The following is an 11,608-nucleotide window of genomic DNA, read 5'->3' as shown; positions in this document are numbered from 1 at the left end:
CGGCGGCCCCGGCCAGCGCGGCGGAGGCCGCCGGCAGCGCGGCGCGGGCGGCGGCCCCGGTCGCCGCGTACTGGGTGCGGATCAGGTCCATGGCCTTGGCCGACCAGGGCAGCAGCTCGGCGTCCAGCGCCAGCCAGCCGGTGTCCAGCTCCTCCCACAGCCCGGCCGCCCCGACGGCGGCCCGGACCCGGTCCAGGACCGCCGCGGTCAGGGCGGGGTCGCGGAAGAACGCGCGGCCGGTGCGGGTGTAGACGGCGCCGAGGGAGCCGTCGGTGACGTCGAAGCGCCCGGCGGCGACCCCGGCGTCCCGCGCGACGACGACCACCGCGCGCGAGCCCATGTGCTTCTCCTGGCAGACCACCCTGCTCAGGCCCGCCTTCCGGTAGTCCTCCAGCGCCTCGGCCGGGTGCTCCAGGTAGCCGGGCAGCGCGGAGGTCGCGGCCGGGGCCATGGTCGGCGGCAGGTACACCAGCCAGCGCGGGTCGACCGCGAAGCGGCTCATGACCTCCAGCGCGGCCAGGGCGTTCTCCTCGCGGACCGACACCCGGCCCATCAGGCGGGTCTCGACGCCCCCGACCTCCATGACGTCGGCGAACTTCAGCACGCCGGAGGCGCGCTGCCCGTCGCCCGCGGCCGGCTGAGCCTCCAGCGGCCGGACCGGCTCGTACCAGACCCGCCGGGCGGGCGTGGAGACGATCTCGCGTTCGGGGTAGCGGAGCGCGGTGAGCTTCCCGCCGAACACCACGCCGGTGTCCAGGCAGATGGTGTTGTTGATGAACTCCGCGCGCGGGACGGGCGTGTGCCCGTACACCACCAGCGCCTTGCCCCGGTAGTCGCGCGCCCACGGGTACCGCACCGGCAGCCCGTACTCGTCGGTCTCGCCGGTGGTGTCGCCGTACAGCGCGAACGACCGGACGCGGCCCGAGGCGCGCCCGTGGTACTCCTCCTTGAGCCCGGCGTGCGCGACGACCAGGTTCCCGCCGTCGAGCATGTAGTGGCTGATGAGGCCGTCCATGAACGCCAGCGCCTCGGCGCGGAACCCCTCGGGCTCGGCGGCGAGCTGCTCCAGCGACTCGGCCAGGCCGTGCGCGACCCGGACCTTGCGGCCGCGCAGGGCCCGCACCAGCTTGTTCTCGTGGTTGCCGGACACGCACAGGGCGTCGCCGTCGCGCACCATTCCCATGACCAGCCGCAGCACGCCGGGGGTGTCGGGGCCCCGGTCCACCAGGTCGCCCACGAACACCGCGGTGCGCCCGCCGGGATGGGTGGCCCCGTCCGGACGGCCGAGCGCGTCGTGGCCGATCTCGTAGCCGAGGTCGCGCAGCAGGTCCTCCAGCTCGGCGCGGCAGCCGTGGACGTCGCCGATGACGTCGAACGGCCCGGTCAGCTCGCGCCTGTCGTTCCAGGCCCTCTCGTACACGACGGTCGCCGCGTCGATCTCCTCGACGCCCTCCAGCACGTGCACGCGCTTGAACTCGCGGTGCAGCTCGCGCATCCCGCGCCGCAGCTCCCGGCGCTGCCGGGGGATGACGTGGTCGGGCAGGTCGCGGTCGGGGCGGGCCCGGGTGCGTTCGGCGGCGACGTGCTCGGGGACGTCCAGCACGATCGCCGCCGACAGCACGTCGTGCTCCTTGGCGATCCGCACCAGGGCCTGGCGGGAGCGCGGCTGCACGTTGGTGGCGTCCACGACGGTCAGCAGTCCGCGCCGCAGCCGCGTGCGGACGATGTGGTGCAGCAGGTCGAACGCGTCGCCGGTCGCGGACTGGTCGTTCTCGTCGTCGGCGACCACCGCGCGGCAGTAGTCCGACGACACCACCTGCGTGGGCGCGAAGTGCCTGCGCGCGAAGTGCGACTTGCCGGACCCCGACACGCCGACCAGCACGACCAGCCCCGTCTCGGGCAGCCTGAGCTCACGGCTCATCGTGTGAACACCCCCATCTGCGTCGGCGGTCCGACCTCGGGGTCGTCGTCGCCGACGGGTACGTGGCGGACCTGGTAGCCGTGCTCGGCGGCGACGCGGTCGGCCCACTCGCGGAACTCGGCGCGGGTCCATTCGAAACGGTGGTCGGAGTGGCGCATCGCGCCGGGGGCCAGGCCCTCGTAGCGCACGTTGTGCTCGACGTTCGGGGTCGTCACGATCACCACGCGCGGGCGGGCGTCGCCGAACACCACGTGCTCGACCGCGCCGAGGCGCGGCGGGTCGACGTGCTCGACGACCTCCATGAGCACCGCGGCGTCGTAGCCGTGGAAGCGGTCGTCGGCGTAGGTCAGCGACGCCTGGAAGACGCCCGCGGCGCGTTCGGCGTCGCGGTGCGGCTGGAGGCGCCGGCGCAGGCGGCGCGCGGCGGCCTCGACGGCGCGGTAGGACACGTCCGCGCCGGTCACCTCGGTGAAGAACGCGTCCTGGAGCAGGCGCGCCACCAGCTTGCCCGAGCCCGCGCCGAGGTCGATGACGCGGCGGGCGTCGGCGCGGCGCAGCTCCTCGACGACGGCCTGGATGCGGCGTTCGGCCAGCGGCGTCGCGGCGGCGACCTCGGGCTCCGCCGTGCTCATGGCGCCGTCCGAACCCGCCTCCGGTCCGGCGGCCGCCGGATCGGTGGCCGGGGCCTCCTCCTCGATGTCGTGCCGGTCGAGGGCGTCCTCGGGGGAGTCGTCGGAGTCGGCGAGGCGGCCCAGCGCGGTGCGCACCAGGGCGCGCCGGTTCGCCAGGTAGCGGCGGGTGATCGCGGCGCGGTCGGGGTGGGAGGCGAGCCAGCCCTCCCCCGCGCGGATCAGCTTGTCCACCTCGTCGGGCGCCATCCAGTAGTGCTTGGCGTCGTCCAGGACGGGCAGCAGCACGTACAGCTGGTTGAGCGCGTCGGACAGGCGCTGCTCGCCGGTCAGCGTGAGCGTGACGTACCGGGAGTCGCCCCAGGCGGGGAACGCCGGGTCCAGCGGCACCGGCGTCGCGGCGACCCGCCAGCCGAGGGGGGCGAAGAACCGTTCCACCTGGGCGGGGCCGCCGCGCGCGGGCAGCGCGGGCAGCGTGATCTCCAGCGGGATCGGGGACGCCGCCAGCTCGGGGCGGGCGTCGCAGCGCCCGCGCATCGCCGTCCGGAACACGCCCGCCATCGCCGAGGCCAGCAGCGACGACGCCGCGTAGGGGCGGTCGTTGACGTACTGGCCGAGGGAGAAGTCCGGACTGTTCCTGCCGCGCGTGCGCACCAGCCTGACCGGATCGACGTCCAGCAGCAGCGCCGCCGTGCAGCGCGTGCGGTCCGCCTCCGGGTAGAAGACGTGGGCCGCGCCGTACGCCTGGTCGAACCGCTGCACCCGGTCGGGGTGTTTGTGCAGCAGGAAACCCAGGTCCGTGGCCGGTTCCAGGGTCGTGGTGAGGGTCAGAAGCACCGGTCAAGGATGACAGAGCGGGCTCTTGCCCCCGCACCGGTTTTTTCCGCCGCGAACGCTCACGGGACGACCGGGCCGCTGACGAACCGGCCGCGCGCGTCGTACGGCCAGCCGTTGATCCGGCAGCCCTTCAACCCGTAGATCTGCTGCATCATCACCGGCGCGAGGCGCCCCTTCCCGGCGCAGGTCATGTGCTTGACGCCGAGCCGGTGGCCGACCTCGTGGTTGATGACCAGCGCGTGGTACTGCCTGGGCTGGCCCGCGTAGTAGGTGGTCAGCAGCAGCCAGCGGCGCAGGTTGACCACGACCTGCTTGCCCGCGCTGCAGTTGACCTTCCCCTCGGTGGTCAGGCCGTACGCGCCGCACAGCTTGTCGGTCGTGCCGGGTGAGGCGAGCCGCACCACGAAGTCGTAGGGCGGGGCCGAGACCCGCTGGAACGCCCACTTGCCCCCAGCCGTCCAGCCCTGGCGGTGGGCCAGCACCCGGTCCACCTCCTGGGTGAACGTCACCGGGTTCTGCCGCAGGCCGCCCTCCACCTGGACCATGTACCGCATCAGCTTGCCGCGCCCGAACACGCGTCCGCCGCCGAGCGGCCGGGTGAACTTCCCGGTGCCCCGCTCCGGGATGTACACCGGCTGCCGGGTCGGGGCCACGGGCGGCTCGCTCGGCGGGTGGTGGCCGTCGCCGGAGGGGGATCCGGACGGCGCGGCGTCGGTGGGGGCGCCCGGCGGCAGGGGCGCGGCGCCCGAGGTCGCCCACACCGCGAAGCCCGCGCCGCCGATCGCCACCACGGTCGTCACGGCGAGCACGGTCACCACGACCTGTTTGGCCCGTTCCCGGCGCGCGCCCTCGAAGGCGCGGTCCAGGTCGCCGCCCATGCCGTGCTTGGAGGTCACCCCGAACGGGTCGTCCTGCGCCCGCCGCGCCGGTCCGTGCCCGTCGGGCCCGTACGCGTCGGGCCCGTACCCGTCGGGCGGATATCCGGGGTCCGGCGGGTACCCGGCGTCCTGCGGGGAGGCGGGGTCCGGCGGGTATCCGGGGTGGGCGTGGCCGGGGGCCCCGTGGCCGGGAGCTCCGTAGTCGGGGCCTCCGTAACCGGGAGCCTCGTAACCGGGAGCCTCGTAGCCGGAGGGCTCGTAACCGGTCGGTTCGTGGCCGGTCGGCGCGCGATCGGCGGGGGCGGGGGGAGGCGCGTCCCGTCGGCCGGAGGCGTTCCGGCGACGGCGGCCCGCGCGGGGACGTTCGGGCTGCATGGCGCTCGCCAGCATGCCAGATATCCGGGGCTTTATGATCAAATCCCATGAGTCCGGGCCCGCCGGCGCCCGAAAAGTGGTGGCGAAGTTGTCGGACGAACCATGACAATCCGTAACGTCATGAGCAGACATCCCCGGCGCGCCGTCGCCCAGCAGACCGTCCGGATCCTCGACGAGGGCGGGTATCGCGCGCCCTCGGGCCGGGAGGTGCGCCTCGCCGACCAGATCACGGACTGCGTACGGAACACCGTCCTGTACCGTCCCGCCGAACTCGACGCCCTGCTGTCCCGGTCGCCGTCCACCCCGGGCGTGTCGACCCGGCTGGAGGTGACCGGCGAGACGACCCTGGCCGCCGCGCGGCGGCTGTGCGCGGACGGCCCGGCGGACGGCCCGGCGGACGGCGGCATGCCGTTCGTGCTGAACTTCGCCTCCGCCAAGAACCCCGGCGGCGGCTTCCTCAACGGCGCCCACGCCCAGGAGGAGGGCCTGGCCCGGTCCTCGGGCCTGTACGCGTCGCTGCTGGCGGCCCGCGAGTACTACGACTTCCACCGGGCCCAGGGCGACCTGCTCTACAGCGACCACATGATCTACTCCCCCGGCGTGCCGGTGTTCCGGGACGACTCCGGGGCGCTGCTGGAGGAGCCGTACCGGGTCGCGTTCCTGACCTCGCCCGCGCCCAACCGGGGGGCGATCCGCCGTCCCGAGCAGGCCGCGCGCGTCCCCGAGGTGCTGCGCGAGCGCGCCCGCAGGCTGCTGGCGGTGGCCGTGGCGCGCGGGCACCGCCGCCTGGTGCTGGGCGCGTGGGGCTGCGGGGTGTTCCGCAACGACCCGGCCGAGGTGGCGGGGACGTTCGCCGGTCTGCTGCGGCCGGGCGCGGAGTTCGACGGGCGGTTCGCGCACGTGGTGTTCGCGGTGTGGGACACCGCGCGGGGCGCGCCGCGCCAGGTGGCGTTCGAGGAGGCGTTCGCGGGGTTCTCCACCCCGTAGGACGCGGCGCCGCGCGTGACCGGGCCGGGCGGGAACCCGAGACGATCGTGGCGTGACGCTCGGGCGGCGGCGCGACCGCCACGTTCCGGGCGGCCGGAGGACGGGTCCGCCCGGCGCGGAGCGGCCCGGACCGGTGCGCGGTCCGGGCCGTCGCGCCGGGTCAGGACAGCTTCGCCATGACCTCCGTGGCGATCAGCTCCAGGTGGTCCAGGTCCGACAGGTCGAGGACCTGGAGGTAGAGCGTGCCGGCGCCCAGCTCGGCGAACCGGCCGATCTTGTCGACGAGCTCCTGCGGGGTCCCGGCCAGGCCGTTCTCGCGCAGCTCGGGCACCTGGCGGCCGATCGCGTCGGCGCGGCGGCGCACCTCGGCCTCGTCGCGGCCGCAGCACACCACCTGCGCCGCCGAGTACACCATCGGCCGCGTGCGGTCCTGCGCCTCGCAGGCGGCGCGGACCCGGCCGAACGCGGCGGCGGTGTCGTCGGGCGTGTGGAACGGCACGTTGTACTCGTCGGCATAGGTCGCCGCCAGCCGCGGGGTGCGCTTGGCCCCGAAGCCGCCGATGAGGACGGGCGGGCCGTCGGCGGTGACCGGCTTGGGCAGCGCCGGGGACTCCTTGAGCCGGTAGTGCGCACCCTCGAAGTCGAACGTCTCGCCGGCGGGGGTCCGCCACAGCCCGGTGATGATCTGGAGCTGCTCCTCCAGCTTCTCGAACCGCTCGTTCAGGCCGGGGAACGGGATGCCGTAGGCGGCGTGCTCCTCCTCGAACCAGCCGGTGCCGACGCCGAAGTCCACCCGGCCGCCGCTCATCTGGTCGACCTGCGCGACGGCGATGGCCAGCGGGCCCGGCAGCCGGAACGTCGCGGCCGTCATCAGCGTGCCGAGGCGGATCCGCCTGGTCTCGCGGGCCAGCCCGGCGAGGGTGATCCAGGCGTCGGTCGGGCCGGGCTCGCCCGTGACGTCGCCCATCTTCAGGTAGTGGTCGGAACGGTAGAAGGCGTCGAAGCCGAGGTCCTCGGTGGCCCTGGCGACGGACAGCAGCGTGTCGTAGGTGGCCCCCTGCTGGGGCTCGGTGAAGATCCGAAGACGCATGGTCCCATCCTGCTACCCCTGCTCACCCCACGGAAAACGGGGCCCGGCGCGCGCCGCCGGGCCCCGTGGTCGCCGTCCGTCCGGCGGCGCGCCCCCGCTCAGTCCTGTTCGCGGCGGCGGGCGCGGCCGAGACGGGTCAGGATCAGGCCGGTGCCGACCAGCCCGAGGGACAGGTCGAGCATGACGCCGGTCTCCGCGCCGGTGCGCGGCAGCTCCCGCAGCGTCCGGGTCGGCGCGGGCGCCGTGCCCCCCGCGGACGGCACGGACGGCACGGACGGCCGGGCCGGACCGGCCGGGACGCCGGCCCGCCGGACCTTGGCCGCGGGCCGCCGGTCCGGGGCCGCGCCGGGCCGCACGCGCTCCGGCGTCACCAGCGGGCGGCTCACCGGGGTCAGCTGGGGCCGCAGCACCTTGGTGCGGGCGGTGGCCCGGTTGTTGTCCAGGTTCAGTTCGGCGGTCGTGGTCGCGACCCGCGACGGGGCCTCCAGGACGGTGCCGGGCCGGGGCCGCTGGCGCGGCCGGACCCGGGCGTGGAAGGTCCTGGTCCCGCCCGCCGACAGCCGGTCCACCACGCACACGAGCCGGCGGCCCGTCGCGGTGCAGGCGCCGTCGCGGTCGGCGATCTCGGCGGGCATCGCGGAGGTGACGGTCACCTGCCGGGCGGGCGAGGGGCCCTCGTTGCGCACCTCGATCGCGTACGGGATGGCCTCGCCGGGCCGGATCACCGCCGGGGCCCGTCCGGCCACCGACACGTCGGCGATGTCGGCCACGGTGGCGGCCGGGAACGCCCGGGACGCCCGCGCCCCGGCCCACGACACCGAGGCGGTGCCGACGACGTGGTTCCCCGGCTGGGCGTTCTTGGCGACCTTCGCGGTGAGCGCGCCCTTCTCGGTCTCGCCGGACCGCACCGCGCCGAGCTCGCAGACCACCCGGCCCATGGCGTCGCCGGACGCGGGGACGTAGGAGCAGTCCCGCGTGCCGGACACGAACTCCAGCGAGCGCGGCAGCTCGGCGGTGAGCGTCGCCGGGGCGTTCCTCGACGGGCCCTTCCCCGTCACCGAGAACGGCCAGGTGTAGACGCGGCCGGGCACCAGCGGGACGCCCGGGCCCGCGGTGTCGATCCGGACCGTGGCGGCGCGCGACCGCGCTCCCCTGACGGCCCGGACGGGGTGGCCCGTCTTGCCGGGCTTGGTGCGCTTTTTGGCGCGGGCCTTGCCGGACCGGTGCCCGGCGGGCTCGTGGTCGCGGCGGTCGCGGGCCTGGACGGGCCCGTCGGCGGTCGCCGGCGCCCCCGCGCCGGGCAGCGGGACGACCCCGAGCAGCGGAGCCGCCGCCAGCACGGCCAGTCCCCTGACGCCCCACCCCCCGCCGGGGCGTCCATGGTGCTTGTGGATCATCGCTGCTCCCCCGTGAGCCGGCCGGACTTCCTGACCGTCTCCGTTGTAACCCGGCCGCGGAAGATCACCTAGCGCCCTGTCGGCGTGTCCTCAGCCATGGTGACGTCAACCTTTGGTCATCCGCGCGGGGCAAGGAAAGCCTCCCCGGCCGTGCGGTGGCACGCCGCCGGCCGTTGGGGGATCATCGCGCGCATGGCCGTTTTCGGGATCGACTACGCGTGGGGACGTCCCGGCCCGGCGGCGCTGAAGCGCGCCGGGGCGAAGTTCGTGTGCCGCTACCTGTCCCACGACCGCACCGGCAAGAACCTGACCCGCGCCGAGGCCGAGGAGCTGTCGCGGGCCGGGATCTGGCTGGTGGTGGTGTGGGAGACCACGACCAGCCGGGCGCTGTCGGGCCGGGCGGGCGGGGTCGCCGACGCCCGCGAGGCGCAGCGGCAGGCGAGCGCCGTCGGCATGCCCGCCGGGCGGCCGATCTACTTCGCCGTCGACTTCGACGCCGGTCCCTCCCACCAGGCGGCGATCAACGCCTACCTGGACGGCGCGGCCAGCGTGCTCGGGCGCTTCCGGGTCGGCCTGTACGGCGGGTACGGGCCGGTGAAGCGCGCCCTGGACGCGGGCAGGGCCGCGTGGGCGTGGCAGACCTACGCCTGGTCGGGCGGTCGCTGGGACCGGCGGGCGCAGCTCCAGCAGTACTCCAACGAGCACCGGCTCAACGGCGTGAGCGTCGACTACAACCGCGCGGTCGCCGACGACTACGGCCAGTGGCGCGTGGGCGACGCGCCGCCCCGGGAGGAGGACCGGCCCGGCTACGTCTCGGTCGGCCTCGCCGCCGAACAGGAGCTGCCGCCCGGCGTGTGGACGACCGTGGCGTGGGACCGGGAGTACGCCGACGGCGACGACCAGCATCCCGCGGGCGGCCCGGACGTGCTGTCGGGGCCCGCGCGGTACGCGCTGACCGCCGCGGTGCGGGTGCGGGGCCTGCCCGAGGGCACGCGTCTGCGGGCCCGCGCGGTCGAGGCCGAGGCCGCCGCGCCGGACCGGTTCGACGCGGGGCCGGTGCGGGACTTCACGGCGGCGGGCGAGGAGACGAACCTGCTGTACGGCCTCGCCGCCGACGTCGTCGGCAAGGACCGCCGCGTCCGGCTCCAGCTGTTCCAGCACGGCCCGGCCCCGGCGCGGATCACCGGTGGCAGCGCCAGGCTGCTGTTCTGGAAGGGCTAGCGGTCCTCCAGGCGGCCCGCCGCGCGGGCGGCGCTGTGCAGCACCCGCGTCTGGGTCTCCATGTGGCGCAGGATGCGGCGCTGCCGGGCGCGCAGGTCGCGGTAGGCCCACACCGCCGCGCTCAGCACGACGACGACGGCGGACGCCAGCGCCGCGCGCAGCACGTCCGGGGGAAGGGCCACGGGGGCGGCGACGGCGACCGCGGCGGCCCCCGCGCAGGCCGTCGCGGTGCCGAGCGCCCACCGGACACAGGTCGCGCGTACGCGCATCACGGACTCTCCTTCGCGACCGGGGATCCGCCGCCCGGAGGGGTGCGGGACGGCGCTCCTGACCTGGACCGGCCTTCCCAGTCTTGCCGGTTGTCAAGGGCGCAACAACCAGTCAGTTCCAGAAACTTTTTCAGACTGCGAGGAAAGTCACCGGCCGTCGGGCTCCCCGTACAGCGCGCGCAGGAACGCCAGCGCCATCCGCCGCTTCTCCCCCTCGTCGGCGCGCAGGTCGGCGAAGTAGGAGTCGAGCTCCTCCAGCTCGCGCAGCGCCTCGCCCAGCGACACCGCGCCGGCCGGCTCGCCGCCCTCGCCGATCCGGGCCAGGTCGCCGGGCCGCCAGCGCAGCGCGGCCTCGACGGCGGCCCGGGTCCGCGCCTGCGGCCAGCGCCCGGCGGACTCCAGGTTGTAGATCGTCTTGACCGTCACCCCGGCCTGCTCGGCCAGCCGCTCCTGGGTGAGGCCGAGCGAGCCACGGCGCGCCACCACGTACTTGGCGACCCGCTCCCGGTCCAGCTCTCCGGCCATGCCTTCAGGATGGCGGAAACAGTAAGGAACATCCAGTAACCGGCGGGTGCATATTTCCTTCATCGCTATTTCTCGTTATTTCCGGTCATCCCTTGATGTCTTACCGGGTCGTTCCTAGGCTGAGGGCAGGCCCACGACCGAAGGGGTGGGACAGTGCACCAGGAAGGACCCCTCACCGTCGAACTGGCGCTGGCCGAACTGCGACGGGGGATGGACGTCCGGCTCACCAGCCTGGAGGGCCAGCTCGCCCTCCTGCTCCAGCGCGACGAACACCACGAACGCCAGATCACCGATCAGGTCCGGCTGCTCTCCGAGGTGGAGGACCGCCTGACCCGCGTCGAACGCGAGCAGGTCACCCGCGGCCATCTGGAGGCCCGCTTCCGCCACACGGTGGCCCTGCTGTCGATGCTCGCCGCGGCGGCCTCGGCGGCCGTCACCCTCTGGGCGACCGTGCTGAACTGACGGGCAGCCCGCGAACTGACGGGCACTCCGCGAACCGGCGGGCACCACCGAGCCGACGGACGCGCAGGACCGGCGGGGGCGCGGCGTGCCGGGACTCCCCGGGTCGACACACCTCCCGACACGCCGCCCCCGTCCTTGTCAGGCGGGCCGGTCCGCTCTTCACTGAGGCGATGACCGATCGCCTGTCCCGCAACCGCGCCAGCATCGTCCACCGCCTCCGGTACGCCGCCCGCAACCCCGACCGCATCGCCCCCTACGCCCGCCGCCTCGCCCGGGACACCTGGCTGCGGCTGCGCGCACGCGACCACGTCGCCTACTACCGCGCGGTGATGCGCTCCGACGCCGCCCGCAGCCCCTACGGAGCCGTCGGCACCGCCGACCACGACCACTGGCTCGCGATCGGCCGCCTCCAGTTCGACTACCTGGTGTCCCACGGGCTGAAGCCGTCGCACCGCATGCTGGAGATCGGCTGCGGCAACCTGCGCGCGGGCCACCTGTTCATCGGCCACCTGGAGCCGGGCCACTACTACGGCGTGGACATCTCCCCCGACATCCTGTTCGCCGCGCAGGAGACGGTGACCCGGAACGGCCTCCAGGACCGCCTGCCGCACCTGACCCCGGTCCGCGACCTGCGCCTGGCGTTCCTGCCGGAGGGGCACTTCGACGTGATCCACGCCCACAGCGTCTTCTCGCACTCGCCGCCGGAGGTCATCGACGAGTGCCTGGCCCACGTGGACCGGCTGCTCGCCCCGGACGGCTTCTTCGACTTCACCTTCAACCGGACCACGGGCCGGGAGCACCACGTCCTGCGCGAGGACTTCTATTACCGCACCGAGAGCCTGACGGCCCTGGCCGAAAAGCACGGCCTGACCGCCCGGCTGATGGACGACTGGGAGAAGAACCCCCACAAGCAGTCCAAACTCCGCGTCACCCGGCCCGCCCCGAACGGGGGGGTGACCGGGACCGGTCCGTCCAGGTTTGACGGCCTTTCTGACAGAGCAGACTGATCAGCGACAA

11 protein-coding genes are annotated in these 11,608 nt (G+C 74.7%); 4 read left to right on the top strand and 7 right to left on the bottom strand.

Annotated elements, in window-relative coordinates; all coding sequences use genetic code 11:
* The 3 genes from AKI01S_RS34030 to AKI01S_RS34020 all read right to left on the bottom strand — a co-directional run.
* Positions 1-1,921, bottom strand: a 1,921-nt coding sequence (locus tag AKI01S_RS34030; protein ID WP_067827106.1) for a polynucleotide kinase-phosphatase, incomplete at its 3' end; no start/stop codon positions are given.
* Positions 1,918-3,387 carry a 3' terminal RNA ribose 2'-O-methyltransferase Hen1 gene (locus AKI01S_RS34025; RefSeq protein WP_067827102.1) on the bottom strand — a complete coding sequence of 490 codons (1,470 nt, stop codon included), beginning with the start codon at positions 3,385-3,387 and terminating at the stop codon, positions 1,918-1,920. The genes AKI01S_RS34025 and AKI01S_RS34030, both read right to left, overlap by 4 nt.
* A gap of 59 nt (positions 3,388-3,446) precedes the next feature.
* Positions 3,447-4,655 (bottom strand): DUF3152 domain-containing protein, encoded by a 1,209-nt coding sequence (locus AKI01S_RS34020; RefSeq protein WP_245681895.1) that lies wholly within the window; start codon positions 4,653-4,655, stop codon positions 3,447-3,449.
* Between the two features lie 105 nt (positions 4,656-4,760).
* Between AKI01S_RS34020 and AKI01S_RS34015 the strand changes: the two genes are divergently transcribed.
* A complete protein-coding gene (locus tag AKI01S_RS34015; RefSeq protein WP_067827099.1) occupies positions 4,761-5,627 on the top strand; it encodes a TIGR02452 family protein in 867 nt (288 codons plus the stop codon).
* A 160-nt stretch (positions 5,628-5,787) separates the two neighbouring features.
* Here AKI01S_RS34015 and AKI01S_RS34010 read toward each other — a convergent pair whose 3' ends face one another.
* Both AKI01S_RS34010 and AKI01S_RS34005 read right to left on the bottom strand, forming a co-directional pair.
* Entirely contained in the window at positions 5,788-6,717 is a 930-nt protein-coding gene (locus tag AKI01S_RS34010) for an LLM class F420-dependent oxidoreductase (protein ID WP_067827096.1), read from the bottom strand.
* Positions 6,718-6,815: 98 nt separating this feature from the next.
* Positions 6,816-8,114 carry a DUF11 domain-containing protein gene (locus AKI01S_RS34005; protein ID WP_067827093.1) on the bottom strand — a complete coding sequence of 433 codons (1,299 nt, stop codon included), beginning with the start codon at positions 8,112-8,114 and terminating at the stop codon, positions 6,816-6,818.
* Positions 8,115-8,306: 192 nt separating this feature from the next.
* Here AKI01S_RS34005 and AKI01S_RS34000 point away from each other — a divergent pair, with 192 nt between their 5' ends.
* The gene (locus AKI01S_RS34000) at positions 8,307-9,335 is read left to right on the top strand and encodes a DUF1906 domain-containing protein (RefSeq protein ID WP_084000525.1); all 1,029 of its coding nucleotides are present in this window, start codon (positions 8,307-8,309) and stop codon (positions 9,333-9,335) included.
* Here AKI01S_RS34000 and AKI01S_RS33995 read toward each other — a convergent pair.
* Both AKI01S_RS33995 and AKI01S_RS33990 read right to left on the bottom strand, forming a co-directional pair.
* A complete protein-coding gene (locus AKI01S_RS33995) occupies positions 9,332-9,604 on the bottom strand; it encodes a hypothetical protein (protein ID WP_067827086.1) in 273 nt (90 codons plus the stop codon). The genes AKI01S_RS34000 and AKI01S_RS33995 overlap by 4 nt on opposite strands.
* A 147-nt stretch (positions 9,605-9,751) precedes the next feature.
* Positions 9,752-10,129, bottom strand: coding sequence for a helix-turn-helix domain-containing protein (locus AKI01S_RS33990; RefSeq protein ID WP_067827083.1), 378 nt, complete (start codon positions 10,127-10,129; stop codon positions 9,752-9,754).
* Positions 10,130-10,282: 153 nt separating this feature from the next.
* Between AKI01S_RS33990 and AKI01S_RS33985 the strand changes: the two genes are divergently transcribed.
* Positions 10,283-10,591 (top strand): hypothetical protein, encoded by a 309-nt coding sequence (locus AKI01S_RS33985; protein WP_067827080.1) that lies wholly within the window; start codon positions 10,283-10,285, stop codon positions 10,589-10,591.
* Between the two features lie 170 nt (positions 10,592-10,761).
* Positions 10,762-11,598, top strand: coding sequence for a class I SAM-dependent methyltransferase (locus AKI01S_RS33980; RefSeq protein WP_067827078.1), 837 nt, complete (start codon positions 10,762-10,764; stop codon positions 11,596-11,598).
* Positions 11,599-11,608 lie beyond the last annotated feature (10 nt).

The sequence above is a fragment of the Actinomadura kijaniata NBRC 14229 genome (genome assembly GCF_001552175.1).
GTDB classification, from domain to species: domain Bacteria; phylum Actinomycetota; class Actinomycetes; order Streptosporangiales; family Streptosporangiaceae; genus Spirillospora; species Spirillospora kijaniata.
This window is presented reverse-complemented; position numbering and strand designations above follow the sequence as displayed.